The organism is Ephemeroptericola cinctiostellae (assembly GCF_003339525.1).
Classification (GTDB): Bacteria; Pseudomonadota; Gammaproteobacteria; order Burkholderiales; family Burkholderiaceae; genus Hydromonas; species Hydromonas cinctiostellae.
In genome coordinates, this window is the sequence record NZ_CP031124.1 from 718045 (window position 1) to 738898 (window position 20854).

At 49.9% G+C, this 20854-nt stretch carries 12 protein-coding genes; 9 read left to right on the forward strand and 3 right to left on the reverse strand.

What is annotated here, in order from left to right; genetic code table 11:
- Positions 1-32: 32 nt before the first annotated feature.
- Entirely contained in the window at positions 33-836 is an 804-nt protein-coding gene (locus tag DTO96_RS03480; protein WP_114562228.1) for an exodeoxyribonuclease III, read from the reverse strand.
- Positions 837-1381: 545 nt separating this feature from the next.
- Here DTO96_RS03480 and DTO96_RS03485 point away from each other — a divergent pair.
- Together DTO96_RS03485 and bamE are read left to right on the forward strand one after the other, a co-directional pair.
- The gene (locus tag DTO96_RS03485) at positions 1382-4219 is read left to right on the forward strand and encodes an ESPR-type extended signal peptide-containing protein (RefSeq protein WP_114562229.1); all 2838 of its coding nucleotides are present in this window, start codon (positions 1382-1384) and stop codon (positions 4217-4219) included.
- Between the two features lie 76 nt (positions 4220-4295).
- Positions 4296-4997: an outer membrane protein assembly factor BamE domain-containing protein gene (bamE, locus tag DTO96_RS03490; protein ID WP_114562230.1), complete on the forward strand. Its 702-nt coding sequence runs from the start codon at positions 4296-4298 to the stop codon at positions 4995-4997.
- A gap of 379 nt (positions 4998-5376) precedes the next feature.
- On the opposite strand, the gene DTO96_RS03495 is transcribed toward bamE, so the two are convergent.
- Positions 5377-7287 (reverse strand): alpha-amylase family protein, encoded by a 1911-nt coding sequence (locus DTO96_RS03495; protein ID WP_114562231.1) that lies wholly within the window; start codon positions 7285-7287, stop codon positions 5377-5379.
- Positions 7288-7594: 307 nt separating this feature from the next.
- On the opposite strand from DTO96_RS03495, the gene DTO96_RS03500 reads away from it, so the two are divergent.
- The 7 genes from DTO96_RS03500 to DTO96_RS03530 all read left to right on the forward strand — a co-directional run bounded on the left by DTO96_RS03500 (position 7595) and on the right by DTO96_RS03530 (position 19551).
- Positions 7595-10102 (forward strand): glycogen/starch/alpha-glucan phosphorylase, encoded by a 2508-nt coding sequence (locus tag DTO96_RS03500; protein ID WP_114562232.1) that lies wholly within the window; start codon positions 7595-7597, stop codon positions 10100-10102.
- 257 nt (positions 10103-10359) lie between these two features.
- Complete coding sequence (gene glgB / locus DTO96_RS03505; RefSeq protein WP_114562233.1) at positions 10360-12585, forward strand: 1,4-alpha-glucan branching protein GlgB; 2226 nt, start codon at positions 10360-10362, stop codon at positions 12583-12585.
- 109 nt (positions 12586-12694) lie between these two features.
- Positions 12695-13960 (forward strand): glucose-1-phosphate adenylyltransferase, encoded by a 1266-nt coding sequence (gene glgC / locus DTO96_RS03510; RefSeq protein WP_114562234.1) that lies wholly within the window; start codon positions 12695-12697, stop codon positions 13958-13960.
- A 186-nt stretch (positions 13961-14146) separates the two neighbouring features.
- Positions 14147-15832 (forward strand): glycogen synthase GlgA, encoded by a 1686-nt coding sequence (gene glgA, locus DTO96_RS03515; RefSeq protein WP_225972551.1) that lies wholly within the window; start codon positions 14147-14149, stop codon positions 15830-15832.
- A gap of 20 nt (positions 15833-15852) precedes the next feature.
- On the forward strand, positions 15853-16467 hold the full coding sequence (locus DTO96_RS03520) for a LysE family translocator (protein ID WP_114562235.1): 615 nt from the start codon (positions 15853-15855) through the stop codon (positions 16465-16467).
- A 56-nt stretch (positions 16468-16523) separates the two neighbouring features.
- Complete coding sequence (locus DTO96_RS03525) at positions 16524-18161, forward strand: alpha-D-glucose phosphate-specific phosphoglucomutase (protein WP_114562236.1); 1638 nt, start codon at positions 16524-16526, stop codon at positions 18159-18161.
- A gap of 400 nt (positions 18162-18561) precedes the next feature.
- Positions 18562-19551 carry an outer membrane protein gene (locus DTO96_RS03530; protein WP_114562237.1) on the forward strand — a complete coding sequence of 330 codons (990 nt, stop codon included), beginning with the start codon at positions 18562-18564 and terminating at the stop codon, positions 19549-19551.
- Between the two features lie 80 nt (positions 19552-19631).
- On the opposite strand, the gene DTO96_RS03535 is transcribed toward DTO96_RS03530, so the two are convergent.
- Positions 19632-20834 (reverse strand): MFS transporter, encoded by a 1203-nt coding sequence (locus DTO96_RS03535; protein ID WP_114562238.1) that lies wholly within the window; start codon positions 20832-20834, stop codon positions 19632-19634.
- Positions 20835-20854 lie beyond the last annotated feature (20 nt).

Here is a 20854-nt window from a genome sequence, read left to right on the forward strand (position 1 = left end):
GGTGTCCAGTGTAACAAAAATGTTCGACAAGCCTAAACGGCTGTCAGCTGGATTAAATCTGCACGGTAATCCATGATGATGGGGGCATGGTCTGAAAACATGCGCTCGGTGTAAACCGAGGTTGCGCAGGCATGCTGGGCGATGGCTGGTGTGGCCAATTGGTAATCAATCCGCCAACCCACATTGTTGGCTCGTGCTTGGCCGCGATTGCTCCACCATGTGTATTGGTGGGTGTTGGGTTCAAGTGTGCGATACACGTCGTGCAACTCAACTGTTTGCATGAATTGACTGAGCCAAGCGCGCTCCTCGGGCAGAAAACCTGAGTTTTTCAAATTGCCCTTCCAATTTTTTAAATCAATTTCATGGTGGGCAATGTTCACGTCACCACAAATCACCAGCTCACGTCCTTGCGCACGCAGCGCAGCGATGTGCGGTAAAAACACATCTAAAAAACGGTATTTCGCCTCTTGGCGCTCTGGTGCTGATGAGCCTGATGGGAAATACACAGAAATCACCGATAGCTTGCCAAATCGCGCCTCAACATAACGCCCCTCCGCATCGAACTCCCCGTCATCAAAACCAATGATCACTTCATCGGGGGTCGCGCGTGAATACAGGCCGACACCGCTGTAGCCTTTTTTTTGAGCGTAATGGAAGTGTCCTTTGAGGTCGTGCGGCACCATGAATTCAGTTTGCATGTTGTCCGCTTGTGCTTTGAGTTCTTGCACGCAGACAAAGTCAGCCCCTTGCGTGCCCAGCCAATCAAAAAAACCTTTGGACGATGCTGAGCGGATGCCATTTAAATTGGCGCAAATGATGCGGGTGGATGTTTTCATAAAATGGATTTTTAGTGTGTTGACTGAATCAGACGATTTTAACTGAAAGCGAATGATGTGTGCGGCGAGTGGGCTGCTTATTGCATTGTATTCATGGTGTTTTTCAGTGAGTGGGTGAGAAATGAGTGATTGGGGTGTTGTTTAAAGTGCACATATGGGTTTGGTTTTTAAGGTTATGCTCTTTGATTCAAAATATTTATAGGTAAATAGTGTGTCAAATATGAAACATTATTTATTTTGTGCCACCATGTGTTTGACAATTTATATCCAAATAGGCGTTTGAATGCTTTAAAAATATCACATAAAAATCATATGATTAGCTTTGATTGTTAATGGTGATACTTTAATTGATGTTTTTGGTTTGTTTTAATCGTTTGTTTGATATTGTTTTATATTAATTGTCTTTTTGATTAAATAGAAGTAGGATGATCCTACGATATAACTCTAAATTTGAGAGTGTTACGTTTGTCTTTTGCAAAAAAAAGATACGGAGGCATTGGCAAGTACACATGATAAATGGCCAATGGTAATTTGAAGGGGATGAAATGAATAAAACTTATCGCAGTATTTTTAATGCACAGACCAACACATGGGTGGCTGTGTCCGAAGTGGCCGCATCGCGTACCAAAGGCAAAGCATCGGGGATGCTGAGTGCCGTTGTGCTGGGGGCTGGTGTGTACGTGGGTTCAGCTCAGGCTGGCGCTGTGGCATTGGGCGGTGGTGTCGTGGGATCGGCGGCTGGAGATGCTTTGGCACAAGACATTGCCATTGGCACGGGTGCTTCGGCGGTGTCGGCAACTGATGCTTCTGTGGCTGTGGGCGGTTCAGCAACGGCCAATGCGACGGATGCCACTGCGATCGGTCATCAAACGGAGGCCAAGCGAGAGGCTGTGGCCGTTGGTGCATATTCTCAAGCAGGGCTGACTTCAGTGGCTGTGGGCTACGCTGTGGGCGTGGGTTCAAGTGGCTACAATAATGTGGCGATGGGACATTCCGCTGCGCAAAGTGCTGTGGGCAATGATAATTTCTACGTTGGCTTGAATGCGGGTTCTACGTCCATTGGGAACAACAACATTGCTTTGGGCGTCAATGCTGGACAAAACATGTACGGTGATGGTGAAAACATCGCATTGGGTTCAAATGCATTGAATGGTTCATACGGTAAATCAGCCATTGCGATCGGCGCAGGCGCGGGTCAGAACAGCAATATCAGCTACTCTGCATACGTGGGCAATAATTCCGGTAAAAATACCTCAGGTCCAGACAACGTAGGCTTGGGTGCGGAATCGGGTTCTTATGTGTTGGGCAGTCAAAATGTGGCGGTCGGGCTGGCCTCTGGCCGCAGTGTCACAGGTCGGCACAATGTGGCTTTGGGTTATATGGCTGGACAAGGGTTGACTGCGAGTGATACGGTTGCCATGGGTTTTGCTTCAACGGTGGCGGATAATCAGTCGATTGCAATCGGCGCAAATGCGAGTGCCGCTTTGGGCAACATCGCCCTTGGGGCTGGCAGTGAGGCGTTGTTGGCTGCGACTCAGGTTAATTTTGCGACGGTAGGCACTTTGATGTATGGTGGCTTCGCAGGTACGGCGACGGGGGTGGTCAGTCTTGGGTCAGTCGGTGCTGAACGTCAGATTAAAAATCTGGCTCCAGGTGAAATCAGCGACTCATCCACCGACGGCATCAACGGCAGTCAATTGTATTCAGGTTTAAGTGTGACGCAAAGTTCAATTGCTTCGTTATCGACTTCAACCAGCAGCTCGGTGAATTCATTGTCAACCGCCAGTGTGGTGACCAATAGCGCGGTAGCCTCATTGTCGACCACCACCAGCAGCTCAGTGAATTCGCTTTCTACGGCGAGTGTGGTGACCAACAGCGCGGTGGCTTCATTGTCGACCACCACCAGCAGCTCAGTGAATTCATTGTCAACGGCGAGTGTGACAACCAACAGTGCAGTGGCTTCATTGTCGACCACCACCAGCAGCTCAGTGAATTCGCTTTCTACTGCGAGTGTGGTGACCAACAGCGCGGTGGCCTCATTGTCGACCACCACCGGCAGTTCAGTGAATTCGCTTTCTACGGCGAGTGTGACGACCAACAGTGCAGTGGCTTCATTGTCCACTTCAACCAGCAGCTCGGTGAACTCATTGTCAACAGCGAGTGTAACAACCAACAGCGCAGTGGCCTCATTGTCCACTTCAACAGGAAGCTCGGTGAATTCGCTTTCAACGGCGAATGTGACGACCAACAGTGCGGTGGCATCTTTGTCTGCAGCCACCACCAGCTCAGTCAATTCATTGTCCACATCGGTGGTTTCAACCAACAGTGCGCTGGCCTCCTTGTCGACGACCACAATCAGCTCGGTTAAGTCATTGTCGACCTCTGTGGTGACCACCAACAGTGCAGTGGCCTCATTGTCCACTGCGACAGGCGATGCGATTGGTTCATTGTCAACGGTTGTTGTTCAAAAAAGCAGCGCGGTGGCCTCGTTGTCGGCTGCGGTTATTGCAACCAACAGCGCGGTGGCTTCATTGTCCACATCAACAGGCAGTTCAGTGAATTCACTTTCAACGGTGAGCGTGGCAACCAACAGCGCAGTGGCCTCATTGTCCACATCAACAGGCAGTTCGGTGAATTCACTTTCAACGGTGAGCGTGGCAACCAACAGCGCAGTGGCCTCATTGTCCACATCAACAGGCAGTTCAGTGAATTCACTTTCAACGGTGAGCGTGGCAACCAACAGCGCGGTGGCCTCATTGTCCACATCAACAGGCAGCTCGGTGAATTCGCTTTCAACGGTGAGCGTGACAACCAACAGTGCAGTGGCTTCTTTATCAACCGCGACCGCAGTTTCAGTCGGCTCATTGTCCAGTGCAGTGGTGGTGACGAACAGCGCGGTGGCCTCGTTGTCCACATCCACCACCCATTCGGTGAACTCTTTGTCGACATCGGTGCTTGTGACCAACAGTGCGGTGGCCTCCTTGTCCACCAGCACCATGACATCGATTAATTCCTTGTCGACCAGTACGGCATTTTCTGTGAATTCGTTGTCTACGGGCTTGACTGCAACCAACAGTGCGGTGGCCTCATTGTCAACACGTGTGGACAATTTGGATACCCGAATAGAAAAAAATGAAAAGAAACTGAACGCAAACATGGCGGGTGTTTATGCCGCGAGTGAGATACCCACATCCATTCACCCAGGTAAGTCGGCGATTGGTTTGGGCGTGGCAACGGTGGGTGGTCAGGCGGCCATTGCGGCCAAGATTTCTCGGGTCTCGGACAATGGCCGGTGGGTGCTGTCAGCTTCAGCGTTTGCAAACACGCAGCGTAAATATGGTGCAGCGGCCGCAATCATGATGCATTTGTCGGATGACAATTGAGGCGTGACGAAATGAGTGCATCGGTGCGGCATCACGGCCGCATCGGAATGGCCTCGATAGAGTAAAGGGAAAAATAATGAAAAAAATAATGGCGTTTGGCTTGGCGGTGGCATGTTTGACGGCGCAAGCACAGGAAATACGTTGGCCTTCAGCCAACTCGGGTTGGTTGAAGGGGGGGCGGTATGTCAACTCTGAAAATTTAAGTAAAATGCAGGCGGGCTTAAATCGAGAGCAAGTACGTGATTTGATTGGCTTTCCATCGTATAACGAAGGCATCAAAGTCATGGATTGGACTTATTTGATGAATTTTTTAGTCAATGGCGAAACGGTTCAATGCCAGTACAAAGTGCTGTTTGACAATCGATATAAAGTCAATGCCATGATGTGGAAGCCTGTGGGTGATCACAGCTGCCCCCCTGTTGAAGCAAAGCCTGAACCGCCCCCCCTTGTGGTGATGTCAGCGGATGGCTTGTTCAAGTTTGACTCAACGGAGCTGTTGCCACAAGGTGTGGCTGAGATTCGTGATTGGGCGACCAAAGCGGATCGCAACAAAACGTACCAAGTCACTGCATATGCGGATCGCTTGGGCAATCCGCAATACAACAAACGATTGTCGCAGGCGCGAGCCGACATGGTGGTGCGGGCGCTGTCGTCGGTGGGCATACAGTCCCAAGGCCGTGGGGCGGGCAGCATCAGCACGACGAATTGTGTTGGTCGTCAAGCCTCTGCGGCATTGATTGCTTGTTTGCAACCGGATCGAAAAGTGGAAATTCGTTAACTTGCGCGAAGCCACGAAAAAGCCCCAATCTAAATTGGGGCTTTTTTTTACATGTCCTCATCCGGCGTTTAAGGGCTTAATGCATGGATTGAGGTGTTTTTGTTTTTTTGCGTATTTTTGAAGCCATCAAACTTTGCATACAGCAGACAATACACGTCACACGGAGGCTGTGCCACAAGCCCTCCTTTGCTAAAAAGCTAAAAAGCTAAAAAGCTAAAAAGCTAAAAAGCTAAAAAGCTAAAAAGCTAAAAAGCTAAAAAGCTAAAAAGCTAAAAAGCTAAAAAGCTAAAAAGCTAAAAAGCTAAAAAGCTAAAAAGCTAAAAAGCTAAAAAGCTAAAAAGCTAGAAAGCTAAAGCTTTGAAAAATGGCGTGTTGCGATCTACTGTTGGATGAGCCACATTTGTTGTAATCCAGCGAGTGTCACATGAAGGGCATCGGATAAAACCGTGCCGCTTATTGTGTCTTGCGCGTGACGCATGTGGACAGGCAGTTCAATCGTTTGAGGGGTTTCTGAGAAGTTGGTCAACAGGACGAAGCGATTGCCACGGGAAATCTTTAAAACATGTACATTACCTGCCCATTTGAAATCAGTGTGCTCACCTTCAGCCACGACGGCGCTCAACTGTTTGCGTGCATGAATCAATGCCTGTAAACCTCGATACACTTGGGCGGCTGCGCTGTTGCCGCTTTGTGCTTCGATAAAGCGGGCAGTGTCGTGGCGTGGGCGATGAACCCAACGGCTGTCATTCGCTTGGTGAGGGTCATTTTCGTATGTGTAATCGTTGAGCGTGGCCATCTCATCGCCGAGATAAATCAACGGTATCCCTTCACAGGCAAGAATGATGCCGTGCATGAGCAAAATGCGGGCAATGGCTTCTTGGGTCAACTCAGTGTCACCCAAGGCCGATTCAAGGCCGCACAATGAAGCGGTTGTGCCTGAAATGCGCATGTCTTTGGTGATTGGGTTGTAGTTAAATGGCACGCCACGGGCAAAGCTGCCTTCAAATTGCCCTGTGTAAAATTGATTTAAAAACTGGCGGTGGTCAAAAGGTTGAATGCCCAAGTCAATTGCATCCTCATCTGCAAACGACCAGCCAATGTCATCGTGTACACGGATGTAGTTGACCCATGCGCAATGTGGCGGTAAATCAAAGCGTTTGCTCATGGCGTATTGCAGCATGCGCACGTCTCGAGTCGCCAGTGCCTCCCAGAGCAAAGCCATGAAAGTTGGGTTGTAGGACAATTGAGACTCATCGACATCAATGTACTTGATGATGTCATCGGGGTGCACAATGGCTTCAGATTTGAATGTCAGCGCGGGTGCTGCGATCTTGGCGGCGGCATTGAGAACGCGCACCAGCTGATGGGCTTGTGGCAAGTTTTCACATGGGGTACCGAGCTGTTTCCAAATAAAAGCGACCGCATCCAAACGCAACACTTCAACACCTTGGTTGGCCAGAAACAACATTTCTCCGAGCATCGCATTGAGCACAGCGGGGTTGGTGTAGTTTAAATCCCACTGAAAATGATTGAATGTTGTCCACACCCAACGTTGCAAGGTTTCATTCCAAAGGAAGTTGCCTGGCGCTTGTTCGGGGAAAATTTCACGTAAATTGAGCTCATATTGATCGGGGAGGTCGCGGTTTTCAAACATCCAAAAGAAATCCTGATACTCTTTTTCGCCAGCCAGAGCCCGTTTTGCCCAATCGTGCTCATCTGATGTGTGGTTTAGAATGTAATCCAAACACACGCTGATGCCATCGGCGCGCAGCTCAGCGGTCAATTGTGCCAATTCGCTCATTGTGCCCAAATCGGCACGCACACGGCGAAAGTCACTGACTGCGTAACCGCCATCGCTGTTGTTTTCAGGACAAGTGAACAGCGGCATGAGGTGTAAATAAGTCACACCCAGTTGTTTGAGGGCGGGAAGTTTGGCGCGCAAGCCTTTTAAATTGCCTGCATATAAATCCACATAACCCACTGCACCAACCATGTGATTCGATGAAAAGTAATCGACATGTTGCTCGCGCGTTTGATCAAGCTGAATCAGGTCATCTGGTCGAGCTTTGGCTGCCATAAACACCGTTTGCAACAGTTCCAGTAGGTGAAAAAACATGTCACTGCGATGGTGGTATAGCGCATTAAACTGCTCATATAGGGCTGGGAAATGCGCATGCAATCGAGATTCCAGTGCGCTCCCTGCGGTTGGCCATAAATGCGGCAAATAACGCTCAAGATGTTCATAAGTGGGCTGGATGTGGTCGGGCAGTGCGGGCAGGGTTGTTTTCATGAGCGTGTAAATAAAAACAGTTAATATTAATAATAAACATCATTTTTTTGGTTTAAATGACGGCTTATCTGTGGTGTTGTATTTCTGCTTGGAGACGGATTTATGATCGCCTTATGACGCATGTTACATCAAAACCACTGATTTTTAGAGGCTTTTTTAAAAAATGAGCATGTGGGTGATTGAAGTTCAAAGGAAGTGAAGCCAGTGACCCGTGTAAGCTTTGTAAGTTAGCAGAAAGTTTTGTGGCATTACGAGAATAACCGCGCTACAATGGAAAAAATATTTTAACAGCAACAGAGGGTAAACGATGACAGAACACACCATCGCTGCGGGTGCTTACGCCCCAGAAGCAAACGCGAACGCGCATTTGGAAGATTTGACGCCAGAAGGACGCGTCAATGATCCAGTGCATCTCAAAACCGAAATTTTAGCCAAATTGGCTTATTCGGTTGGTAAAGACCCCATTTCAGCCAACAGCAATGACTGGTTGACCGCCACCATCCTTGTTGTACGCGATCACATTGTTGATCGTTGGATGGCCACCACACGTGACAACTACCGCGCTGAGAAAAAGCGTGTGTATTATCTTTCGCTTGAGTTTCTCATTGGTCGCTTGATGCGCGATGCCATGAACAATTTGGATTTGACCAGTGGCATCAAGGAGGCTTTGGCTGAGTTGAACGTCGACATTGACTTCATTCGTGAGCTTGAGCCCGATGCGGCCTTAGGCAATGGTGGTTTGGGTCGTTTGGCGGCTTGCTTTATGGAGTCTATGGCCACCGTTGGTGTGCCTGCATATGGTTATGGCATTCGTTACGATCACGGTTTGTTTCGCCAGGCGATTGAAGATGGCGCCCAAATGGAATACCCTGAAGAATGGCTGTCTTTCGGTAACCCATGGGAATTCCAGCGCAAAGAATCATCGTATTCGATCGGTTTTGGCGGCACAGTTGAGGTCACCAAAGACTGGGATGGTGCAACCACATCCACTTGGAAGCCTGCTGAAAATGTGATGGCGATTGCGTATGACACACCCGTTGTGGGCTGGCGTGGTGAAAAAGTCAATACGTTGCGCTTGTGGCGCGCACGTTCAACGGTGCCGATCAAGTTGGATTTATTCAACAGCGGCGATCACTTGGGGGCTTTGTCTGAAAGTAACCGTGCAGAAAGTATTTCGCGCGTGTTGTATCCAGCGGATTCGAGTTCGTCGGGTCAAGAGCTGCGTTTGCGCCAAGAATTTTTCTTCACTTCGGCCTCTGTTCAGGATATTTTGCGCCGCCATTTGCAGCAATACAATACGCTCGATAATTTGGCCGATAAAGTTTCAATGCAATTGAACGACACCCATCCTGCTTTGGCTGTTGCTGAGTTGATGCGTGTGTTGGTCGACCATCACAACATGAAGTGGGATGAAGCTTGGGCGATCACCAATGGCGTGATTTCTTATACCAACCACACCTTGTTGCCTGAAGCCCTTGAAACATGGCCTGTTAACTTGATCGAACGCATGTTGCCGCGCCACATGCAGATCATTTATGCCATCAATGCACGTTTGCTGGAGCATGTGAAAGCGGCAGGCATGGATGACGGCACAATCTCTGCGGTCTCTTTGATCGGCGAGCAAGGCAGCCGTCACGTGCGCATGGGCAACCTTGCGTTCGTCGGTGCGCATAAGGTCAATGGTGTCGCAGGGTTGCATTCTTATTTAATGAAACAAACGGTGTTCAAGGAATTGCACAGTGTGTTTCCTGATCGCATCACCAATAAAACCAATGGCGTGACACCTCGTCGCTGGTTGATGGAGGCCAATCCAGCCTTGACGGCTTTGTTGCGTGAAACCATTGGTGATGGCTTTATGGATGACACCGAAAAGCTGAAAGACTTGATTCCATTCGCGCAAGACCCTGTTTTCCGCGCCAAATTTGCAGAGGTGAAGCAGTCGAACAAAGCCCGCTTGGCACAATTGATTCACGATCGAGTGGGGGTTAAAGTCGACCCGACGGCCATGTTTGATGTGCAAGTGAAACGCATCCATGAGTACAAACGTCAGTTGCTCAACATCCTTGAAACCATTGCCTTGTATAACGAAATTCGCGCCAACCCGCATAAAAACTGGGTGCCGCGCGTGAAAGTGTTTGCGGGCAAGGCCGCTGCGAGCTATTGGCAAGCCAAATCAATCATCCATTTGATTAATGATGTCGGCAGTGTCGTTAACAACGATCCATCGGTGCGTGACCTGCTCAAAGTGGTCTTCATTCCGAATTACAATGTGTCGGCTGCTGAAATCATCATGCCTGGAGCCGATTTGTCAGAACAAATTTCGACCGCTGGCTTGGAGGCGTCGGGCACAGGCAACATGAAGTTTGGTTTGAATGGCGCATTGACGATTGGTACGCTGGATGGTGCGAACGTCGAAATGTTGGAGCACGTAGGTGCGGCCAACATCAAAATTTTTGGCATGACGGCACAAGAAGTTGAAGCTTTGCGCATCAAAGGTTACAGTTCACGTGAAGTGATTGAGGCCACACCTGCTTTGAAAGAAGTGCTTGAAGGCATCGCGGGCGGCACGTTCTCGCCAAATGATCAGCATCGCTATCAAGGTCTGGTGGACATGATGTGGAATTCGGACCATTTCTTGGTGGCCGCCGATTTCCAAGCCTATTGGAATGCACAGCGTGAGATGGATGTGTTGTGGCACAATCAAGACGCGTGGCAAACACAGGCCATCTTGAATACGGCAAACATGGGCTGGTTCTCTTCAGATCGCACCATCCGTGAGTATGCGGAAGAAATTTGGAATGTGCCGACCAATTGAGTCCACGCAAGTCAAAAAGGGGGTGTTGATGGTTTTTTGCAGATGTCCGGAAAAACCGTCAACACAGCAATAAATAAATACAAACAAATCATGGGGGAAGTGGCTTTTGACTTGTTTCACCGTTCTCAATGAACATTCAGCAATACGCACATGGCACTCGACCGAGTGCTGTGTGTCATGCATTTGATTTAACACGTTGTACTCCATTCACCAGAAAAAGTGATGCGCTTTTTTTGACATAATTATTAGAGACATATATGACAACTGAAATCACACACGACGCATTGCTTGCGCTGACTTCCCCGGCGTCATCGGATGTCGAAGCCATTGTTGTTGGGCAGCACAACAATGTATTTGATGTCCTTGGCCTTCATCAAGTTGATGGGGGCTGGGCCGTACGCCTTTTTGCGCCATCGGCTGAGCGTGTCACCGTTGAAACTTTATCGGGAGTGTTGCTTGCGAATTTAGTCCGCGTTCATGACGCGGGCTTTTTTGTGGGCTTTATTCCTGCGAACAAGTTACCTGAGCGCACCGCTTTGATCGCTGAGGCGCATCAAGGGGGGCATTCTTGGCGGTGGGTCGATCCCTATACTTTTGGCCCTGTGTTGGGGCCGATTGACGATTATTATTTTTCTGCGGGCACGCATTTAAAATTGTTTGATAAATTCGGTGCGCATCCCATGATGTTCGAGAGCGTGACGGGTGTGCATTTTGCCGTGTGGGCACCCAATGCATCTCGTGTGGCGGTGGTGGGTGAGTTCAATGATTGGGACGGTCGCCGTCACATCATGCGCCGTAGAACCGACAGTGGTGTTTGGGAAATTTTTATTCCTGACTTGCCTGTGGGCACGGTGTACAAATACGAGCTGTATGACGGCCAAGGTCAGGTTTTGCCTTTGAAGGCCGATCCTTTTGCACAGGCTTCTGAGCTGCGTCCGTCCAACGGTTCGAAAGTGGTCTCTACTTGGGATTTTCAATGGCATGATGCCGATTATCTGGATGCTCGAGCACAGGGTGATGCCCGTCAAAAACCCATGAGCATTTATGAAGTGCATTTGGGTTCATGGCAACGTGCCGATGATGGTGGATTTCTGAGCTACGATGATTTGATTGCTCGTCTGATCCCCTATGTGCAAGAGCTGGGTTACACGCACATTGAGGTGTTGCCGATCACGGAACATCCGTTGGACGCATCGTGGGGTTATCAACCGACGGGTTTGTTCTCACCCACAGCGCGTTTTGGTGCGCCTGAAGGTTTTGCTCATTTTGTCGATGCTGCGCACCAAGCGGGTATTGGTGTGATTTTGGATTGGGTGCCTGCACATTTTCCAACCGATGCACACGGCCTGGCGTATTTCGATGGTACGGCATTGTACGAGCATGAAGACAAGCGCAAGGGGTTTCACCCTGATTGGAATACGGCCATTTTTAATTTTGGTCGCACCGAAGTGTCTGAGTTTTTGATGAACAATGCATTGTTTTGGTTGGATCGTTATCATTTGGATGGTTTGCGTGTGGATGCTGTGGCATCAATGCTGTACTTGGATTATTCACGCAAAGAAGGGGAGTGGATTCCAAATGAGTATGGCGGTCGGGAAAACTTGGAGGCGATTTCGTTTTTGCAACGCACCAACAGTGCGGTGTACGCCGCACATGCGGGTGTGGTGACGATTGCCGAAGAGTCCACTTCTTTCCCTGGGGTGTCTCATCCTGTGGACGCGGGCGGCTTGGGCTTTGGTTTTAAGTGGAACATGGGTTTCATGCATGACACACTGAGCTATTTCAAACAAGAGCCGATTCACCGCCAATACCACCACAATGAGCTGACGTTTGGTGTGATGTATGCTTTTGCAGAAAATTTCGTCTTGCCATTGTCACATGATGAAGTGGTGCATGGTAAAGGCACGCTGTTGACCAAAATGGCGGGGGACGATTGGCAAAAATTTGCCAACCTGCGTGCGTATTATGCCTTCATGTGGGGTTATCCTGGCAAAAAACTGTTGTTCATGGGGCAAGAGTTTGCGCAGCGTTCAGAATGGAACGAAAACATAGGTTTAGATTGGCATTTGTTGGGCTATGATACCCACAAAGGGGTGCAAAACTTGGTGCGTGATTTGAATCATTTGTACCGCACCGTGCCAGCCTTGTATGAGAAAGATTGCGAAGGCGGCGGCTTCGAGTGGTTGATTGTGGATGATCGTGAGCAGTCGGTGTTTGCATGGGTGCGTCGTGGTCTGGACGGCAGCAAACCTGTGGTGGTGGTGAGCAATCTCACACCCGTGCCGCGTTTAGGCTATCGTGTGCCGATGCCTGTTGCTGGGCGTTGGATTGAGTGCATGAATTCGGATGCGCAGGTGTATGGTGGCAGTGGCATGGGTAATTTGGGAGAGGCTTTTGCACATGCGCAAGAAGGTGCACAGTTTCCTGCGGTGGTTGAGTTGACTTTGCCACCGTTATCGACATTGATGTTTGTGTTGGCGTGATTTTAACCGTGTAATCCCCCTCTCATCGTGCTTCGTTGTGGTGGAGGGTTAACTAAAACCAAAAAAAGTCGGGTTAAACTTTTTTTGATATATTATTGGAGACATAAAAATGAGTTCAAACAACCAAAACCGCCGTCTTGCCCGTGATGCAATGGCTTTCGTTCTTGCTGGGGGGCGTGGCTCTCGCTTGATGGAGCTGACGGATCGCCGTGCAAAGCCAGCCGTATTTTTTGGTGGCAAAACCCGCATCATCGACTTTGCTTTGTCCAATGCGCTCAATTCTGGCATTCGCCGCATTGGTGTCGCCACACAGTACAAAGCACACAGCTTGATCCGCCATTTGACTCGGGGTTGGAATTTTTTACGTCCTGAACGCAATGAGAGTTTTGATATTTTGCCCGCCAGTCAGCGCGTGTCTGAGGATTCTTGGTATACGGGTACGGCGGATGCGGTGTTCCAAAACATTGACATCATCGAAACTTACAACACCAAATACATTGTTGTGCTCGCAGGTGATCATATTTACAAAATGGATTATGAAATCATGATCCAGCAGCACGTGGATTCCAATGCGGACATCACACTGGGCTGTTTGGAAGTGCCTCGCATGGAGGCTGTGGCATTTGGCGTGATGCATGTGGATGATCAAGACACCATCATCAATTTCGTTGAAAAACCAGCCGATCCCCCGTGCGTGCCGGGCAGCCCTGATGTGGCACTCGCATCAATGGGCATTTATGTGTTTGATACCGATTTTTTGATTCAAGCGTTAAAAGAGGACGCCGCAGACCCAAGCTCAGACCATGATTTCGGTAAAAACATCGTGCCCAATATTGTCAAACATGGTAAAGCGGTTGCCCATCGCTTCTCTGCATCTTGTGTGCGCTCTGATCACGAGGCAGAACATTACTGGCGTGATGTCGGTACTGTCGATGCGTATTGGGATGCCAATATTGATCTAACCGATGTCGTTCCCGCTTTGGATTTATACGACCATGACTGGCCGATTTGGACGCACAGTGAAATCACTGCGCCGGCAAAATTTGTGCACAATGAAGACGGCCGCCGTGGCATGGCAATTGGCTCATTGGTGTCGGGCGATTGCATTGTGTCAGGTGCGAGCGTGAATAAATCATTGTTGTTCACGGGCGTAAAAGCACACTCATTTTCAAGTGTGGATGGAGCGGTGATTCTGCCTTACGCTTCAGTTGGTCGTTCTGCACGTTTGACCAATGTGGTGATTGATCGCAGTGTGATTATCCCTGAAGGCTTGGTGATTGGCGAAGACCCTGTGTTGGATGCACAACGCTTCCGTCGCACAGAAAAAGGCATTTGCTTGGTGACACAGCCCATGATTGATGCTTTAAAATTATAATCATCTGACCGCGCATCGAAGTCATGCGAGTTGTCGGTGTGCGGTGATGAGGTTGTAGGTGTGTTTCAAATGATGCCCCATATACCTCCATGGGTGTCCAAGGGCATTGGCATTCTTGCATTTAAAATGATCGTTTGTTATCGATCGGTTTTTTTTACCGTGTTTCATTGTTTATAAAGTCCTGTCATGATGGTTAAAACGAAAACAGCTGATTCTATCGCCACTTCTGAAGTTGCTGATGTGGTGAAAGTCACGGCCAAGGCGGCCGCAAAGCCAAAAGCCAAGCCCAAAGCCAAGGCGAAGGTAAGTGTGGCTGCGGTTGATGGGTCGGCCAGCACCACAAGCGCTGGTGTCAGTCCGCCAAAAGTCAAAGCGGCAAAGGCATCCACACGTGCTAAATCTAAGCCTTTTCACATCCTTGCGGTGGCCTCTGAAATGTACCCCTTCATTAAAACGGGTGGGTTGGCGGATGTGGTCGGTGCTTTGCCTTTTGCCTTGGGTGAGTTGTCTACGACCAAAGCATCGATTGTATTGACCACGCTGATTCCTGGTTACCCTGTCGTGATGGGGGCGTTGAGTGATGCGGGTGAGTCGGATATGGTATTGGCGTTGCCGAATTATTTTGGTGGTGATGCCCAGATCTTCCGAGCAACGGTCAAAGGCGTGGCCTTGTTGGTGTTGGATGCGCCGCATTTGTTCAACCGCGTGGGTAATCCTTATTCTGACGCATCAGGCATGGATTGGCCTGATAATCCTGTGCGTTTTGCCGCCTTGTCGCTGGCGGCGGCGATGGTCGGCTGGGGTGAGGTGGAGGGTTACGCGCCCGATGTACTGCATGCGCATGATTGGCAAGCGGCGATGGCACCCGCTTATTTGCATTTTTTAGGACAAGGCAAACACCGTCCAAAAACCGTATTGACGGTACACAATCTTGCCTTTCAAGGGCAGTTTCTAGCCAATATATTTCCCAAGCTGGGTTTGCCGCCTGAAGCATTTGACATCAATGGTGTCGAATATTATGGTGGCGTGGGGTATTTAAAAGCGGGCATTCAATTTTCCGATGCTGTAACGACGGTCAGCCCAACTTACGCACGGGAAATTTGCACCACGAAAGGTGGTATGGGTTTGGATGGTTTGTTGCGGTTGCGCGGTCATGCGGTGAGTGGCATTGTCAATGGCATCGACATGGCGATTTGGAATCCAGCAACAGATGCGCAGCTCGCCAGCACCTTTGATGAAAAAACATTGGGTGCGCGCCAGGCGAATAAACATGCGGTGGAAAAACATTTTAATTTGCCACACAGTGATGCCCCTTTGTTCTGCATTGTCAGCCGATTGACATGGCAAAAAGGCATTGACATCGTCACCGACAGCATTGATGCATTGGTGGCCATGGGGGCGCGTTTGGTGGTGCTGGGAACGGGAGACCAAGCCCTTGAAGCGGCATTGTATGCTGCTGTGGCCAAATACCCCAGCCACGTGGGTGTGCACATTGGTTATGATGAGGGCGTGTCGCATTTGATACAAGGCGGGAGCGATGCCATTCTCGTGCCATCGCGTTTTGAGCCTTGTGGATTGACCCAGCTTTATGGTTTGCGTTATGGCTGCGTTCCCGTGGTATCGACTGTTGGTGGCTTGGCCGACACGGTGATTGATGCCAATGACGCCGCTGTCACTGCTGGTGTGGCGACGGGGGTTCAGTTTCATCAGGTGACGCGTGAAGGGTTTCAAACCGCGATTGCGCGTACGGTGAGTCTGTATGCTCAGGCTAAAGTGTGGCGAGCCATTCAACACGCAGGCATGCGATCCGATGTGGCTTGGCGTCGCTCCGCGAAGCAATATGAGGCATTGTATCGGGGCTTGTTGGGATAGTTTGTCATAAGGGAGGGGGTATGACACCAGAGTTTTTGTTGACCACATTCATCATTGTTGCTTCCCCTGGCACGGGAGCCATTTATACCTTGGCCGCAGGTTTATCTCGTGGGGCAAAAGCCAGCGTGTTTGCGGCTTTTGCCTGTACCCTAGGTATTTTGCCGCACTTGGCCGCCGCGCTGCTGGGTTTGGCTGCTTTGTTGCACGCCAGTGCGGTGGCATTTAACGCCATTAAGTATGCGGGCATCGTTTATTTGTTGTACATGGCGTGGCACACCTTGCGGGAAACAGGAGCGTTGAATGTCAGCACCGAACACATACAGCACAGCAATGCGCGCATATTAATGGATGGTGTTTTGCTCAATATTTTAAATCCAAAACTGTCCATCTTCTTTGTGGCCTTTTTACCGCAATTCATTTCATCACAAGAAATTCATCCATTGTTTCAAATGGCGGAGTTGTCAGGTGTTTTTATGCTGATGACATTCATTGTGTTCTCAATGTATGGCGTGCTTGCTGCCAGCATGCGTGATCACGTCGTGTCTCGCCCCAATGTGATGATGTGGATGCGCCGCAGTTTTGCTGCAGCATTTGGCGCTTTGGCAGTAAAGCTGGCTTTGACTGAGCGCACATAACACCATAACACTCAAGTTCGACACGATTATTGTTAATAAAAAGAGGGACATCAAACATGAAAATCACCATTCAAACCCAACCCATCTCAGGCATGAAGCCCGGCACCAGCGGTCTGCGCAAAAAAGTCACGGTGTTTCAGCAGCCCCATTATCTGGCCAATTTTGTGGCCTCCATTTTTGCAGCGGTCAAACCAGAGGGCGGTTTCACAGGTAAAACCTTGGTGGTTGGGGGGGATGGTCGCTATTTTAACCTTGAGGCGATTCAAGTTGTTTTGCGGATGGCCGCTGCCCAAGGTTTTGCACGCGTGTTGGTGGGGCAACATGGCATTTTGTCGACACCTGCGGCCTCGTGTGTGATTCGTAAATATAAGGCTTTTGGTGGCATTATTTTATCGGCGTCGCACAATTCGGGCGGCCCAGAGGGTGATTTTGGAATTAAATTCAATGGCGACAACGGTGGTCCTGCGCCTGAAAAAATCACCGATGCGATTTATGAGTACAGCACCCACATCACAGCGTATGACATGGTGGAAGCTGCCGATGTCGATGTTGGGCGAATTGGCATGCACACCGTGGGCGACATGACGGTGGAGGTGATCGACTCAGTGGTTGATTATCAAGAGTTGATGCAGCAATTGTTCGATTTTGACGTGCTGCGTGCGTTTTTCAAAAGTGGTTTCACGATGAAATTTGATGCCATGCATGCGGTCACGGGGCCTTATGCCCACGCCATTTTTGAAGATGCGCTGGGTGCAGCCAAAGGCACGGTCATGAATGGCACACCATCGCCTGATTTTAATGGGCACCATCCTGATCCCAATCTTGTCCATGCGAAAGAGTTGTATGACATCATGATGGGGGAGCATGCCCCTGACTTCGGTGCTGCATCGGATGGTGATGGCGATCGCAATTTGATCATTGGGCGCGATATGTTTGTCTCACCATCGGATTCATTGGCGGTGTTGGCTGCAAATGCCACGTGTGCACCTGCTTATGCCAAAGGTTTGGCGGGCGTGGCGCGCTCCATGCCCACCAGCGGCGCGGTTGATCGAGTGGCGGCGGCGTTGGGGGTTGAATGTTTTGAGACGCCGACGGGTTGGAAATTTTTTGGTAATTTGCTCGATGCAGGACGCATTACCTTGTGTGGCGAAGAGTCCGCAGGGACAGGTTCGGATCACGTGCGTGAAAAAGATGGCGTGTGGGCGGTGTTGTTGTGGATTTCAATTTTAGCGAAACGCCGCATGAGCGTGGTCGACATCATGAAAGAGCATTGGGCGACTTACGGGCGCAACTATTACACGCGCCATGATTATGAAGAAGTCGAGACCGAGGCCGCCAACAGTGTGATGAATCACATCAAAGCGCAATTGCCGACCTTGGTGGGGCAATCCTTGGGTGGTTTGAAAGTCGCTGCAGCGGATGATTTCAGCTACCTTGACCCGATTGACGGCAGTGTGTCGAACAATCAAGGGTTGCGGGTGGTGTTTGAAGGGGGCTCGCGCATTGTGTACCGCCTGTCTGGGACGGGTACTTCTGGGGCGACCATTCGCGTGTACATCGAACGTTATGAGGCAGACCCAGCGCTGCATGACTTGGATACTCAAGTGGCGTTGTCGGGATTGATCGCCATTGCAAATGATTTTTCTCAAATTGCTCAGAAAACGGGGCGCTTGCAACCCACTGTCATCACCTGACAAAAAGCACCTTAAGCTTAAGGTGCTTTTAAATGTTTATTTAAAACGACATGTGCCCGTTGAGTGCCATTTAATGGCCTGATTTTATGAAGTATCTATAAGGTTTTGCCTAATGTTTCGAATGAATGCTGTGTGAATAATGCGTGAATGGTGTGCACACCGCCCCAATAAAACTAATTTTGTGCTTTTATTGTCCCTAATGTGCGTTAAATTTACCCATCTACATGTATCATCCACCAAAAAGTCATATAATGAATCAGAGTTGAGTCGGTGGGTGCGATGTGCTTCATCTGATTTATTGTGAGGGAAGGGGGTTGGTGTGCACTCAACGTGCCAGCCAATGGCCATGATCGTATCGTCAACTTGATTTATTGACTTATTGTTTTCTTAAGGAAAAAACATGTATAACGCAAAAATTTTATCAGCAGCGGCTGTTTTGGCAGCAGGCGTGTTTGCATCAACGGGTGCGCATGCCGGTATGGTGACGGATGCTCACGGTAACGTGGGTTATGACAACGCAGCTGAATGTGATGCTGCAGTACAAAATGGTAACGCCAAGTTTTACCAATCATTCACAACCAAGCCCGCTTTACGTCGTGCAGGCGAAACGCAAGTTAAAGTGACGCGTTTGGCTGATTTGGGTGGCAATTATCGTTTGGGTGCTTGTGATGCAGGTGCGGCTCATCAATTTGGCCGTGACGGCGTGTCAAAAGCGTTGCAAGGCAAGTATGTGCCTTACAGCCCTAACATGGCTGTGAATGTGTATGCGAATGCAACAGGTCAGCCTGTTCGTGTGAGCATGAAGCAGTGTGATAACAATTTCTCAGGCCCCATCCCACGCCCTGTGGCCATCCCTCAACCTGTTGCCACTTCACCTGTCGTGATTGTACCGCCTGCACCCGTGATTGCACCTGTTGTGGCTAAAACATTGAGCCCATACGTGTTTGGTACGGTCGGTGCTTTGCGTGACAAAGTGGGTGGTGCTTTGCTGCATGACCGTGACACAGAGGTTGCAGGTCAACTCGGTGCTGGTTTGCAATTCAATAAGTTGGTCGGTGCAGAATTGTTCTACCAATATGCCAAACGACACGATTTCACCGATGGTTTGGCTGCGGCTGATGTACGCAACAAAACTTTTGGTGGCCGCGTGACTTTGGGTGGCTTGGTGGCTGATAAAACACGTTTGTTTGCTAAATTGGGTGCCGCCAGTGTGAAACACACATCAACAGGTTACAGCGATCGCAAAACACGCTTGACTGCGGGTGCTGGCTTGGCTTACAGCCTGACCAACAACCTCGCATTGCGCGCAGACTACGATCACTACTTTAAACGTGGTGCAAACTGGAAAGCTGCAGATTACTTGGGCTTGGGCTTGCAATACAATTTCTAAGCCATGCCTTGTTGATCACGTTGCATGATAAAAAGCCAATCTTCGGATTGGCTTTTTTGATGTCTATGGTGATGAATGTGTCAGGGTGCCATCGGCTGACTCAAATGCATCCATAACCATGCCCCTGACAATGCAGCCGTGCTGAGGAACAGACCGTATCCGCTGAAATGTGCATTCAGCCATGCCCCACCCGCAGCACCTGCAAACAGGCCCAATGCTTGTACGGTGTTATACACGCCTGCGGCCGCACCTTTGGTGGCAGGGTGAGTGAGTTTCGACAGCAATGAAGGCTGAGTGGCTTCAAGCACATTAAAGCCGATGAAAAACAGCAATAAAGCTGTGGCAATGCCAGCCAATCCGCCCACATTCAAAGCCAAACCGATCTGAGCCACGGCCACCAAAGCGATGGACAGCGCCATCACCGATTGCATTTTGCCATGCTTTTCAGCACGGATGATCAAGGGCACCATGACGCCCATGCTGACGAGAATGACCGCGAAATACAGCCACGCGCTCGCGCTGTGACTCATGTTCAAGTCGTTCAAACGCTGTGGCAAAACGACCCACATGGCCATTTGTACCGCATGCAAGACAAACACCCCACCATTTAAACGCCATTGTTGCGCATCGGCGAGCACGGCTTTCAAACTGGTCGCGCTGCTGATGGCTGTGGCACTTTGTTGAAGCGGAATCGAGGCGACCAAACCGATGGCAAGCAAGGCCAGGGCTGCAATGAGGATGAACACCCCATGCATGCCAATGGAGGCGAATAACACGGGTGCAACGATCAATGAGAGTGCAAAGGTCAATGCAATGCTCATGCCAACCATGGCCATGGCACGCGTGCGCACTTCAGGGCGTGTGGTGTCACCAACCATCGCCACCACCACGCTGCTGACTGCACCCGCACCTTGTAGCGCACGCGCGCACGCGAGTGAAAACACCGTATCGGCATAGGCCGCCCACAGTGCACCTGCTGCAAAAATGAGCAAGCCGATGGTGATGATGCGTTTTCGCCCCCAATTGTCAGAAGCGATGCCATACGGGATGTACAGGAATGCTTGTGTCAAGCCGTATGCGCCCATTGCCCAGCCTGCCGCGATGGCGCGTGCATGGTCGGATTGCACATCAAGCAGAGGAAAATGGCCGATGGGCAAGCTGTTGGCATAGGGCATGAAAATGGGTAACACCACAAACAATCCAAACATGCGCAAGGCAAAAACCAAGGCAAGGCGGGTGCTGATGCTGCGTTCAAGGGGGGATAAGACTGGGGTTGTGGACATTGGATTTCAGAAAAAGAATA

What these genes read in the sequence shown, in the direction of transcription:
- DTO96_RS03530 (WP_114562237.1), top strand. Translation starts at nt 18,562, where the DNA reads ATGTATAACGCAAAAATTTTATCAGCAGCGGCTGTTTTGGCAGCAGGC.
- glgB (WP_114562233.1), top strand. Translation starts at nt 10,360, where the DNA reads ATGACAACTGAAATCACACACGACGCATTGCTTGCGCTGACTTCCCCG.
- glgC (WP_114562234.1), top strand. Translation starts at nt 12,695, where the DNA reads ATGAGTTCAAACAACCAAAACCGCCGTCTTGCCCGTGATGCAATGGCT.
- DTO96_RS03495 (WP_114562231.1), bottom strand. Translation starts at nt 7,287, where the DNA reads ATGAAAACAACCCTGCCCGCACTGCCCGACCACATCCAGCCCACTTAT.
- glgA (WP_225972551.1), top strand. Translation starts at nt 14,147, where the DNA reads ATGATGGTTAAAACGAAAACAGCTGATTCTATCGCCACTTCTGAAGTT.
- DTO96_RS03535 (WP_114562238.1), bottom strand. Translation starts at nt 20,834, where the DNA reads ATGTCCACAACCCCAGTCTTATCCCCCCTTGAACGCAGCATCAGCACC.
- DTO96_RS03500 (WP_114562232.1), top strand. Translation starts at nt 7,595, where the DNA reads ATGACAGAACACACCATCGCTGCGGGTGCTTACGCCCCAGAAGCAAAC.
- DTO96_RS03485 (WP_114562229.1), top strand. Translation starts at nt 1,382, where the DNA reads ATGAATAAAACTTATCGCAGTATTTTTAATGCACAGACCAACACATGG.
- bamE (WP_114562230.1), top strand. Translation starts at nt 4,296, where the DNA reads ATGAAAAAAATAATGGCGTTTGGCTTGGCGGTGGCATGTTTGACGGCG.
- DTO96_RS03525 (WP_114562236.1), top strand. Translation starts at nt 16,524, where the DNA reads ATGAAAATCACCATTCAAACCCAACCCATCTCAGGCATGAAGCCCGGC.
- DTO96_RS03520 (WP_114562235.1), top strand. Translation starts at nt 15,853, where the DNA reads ATGACACCAGAGTTTTTGTTGACCACATTCATCATTGTTGCTTCCCCT.
- DTO96_RS03480 (WP_114562228.1), bottom strand. Translation starts at nt 836, where the DNA reads ATGAAAACATCCACCCGCATCATTTGCGCCAATTTAAATGGCATCCGC.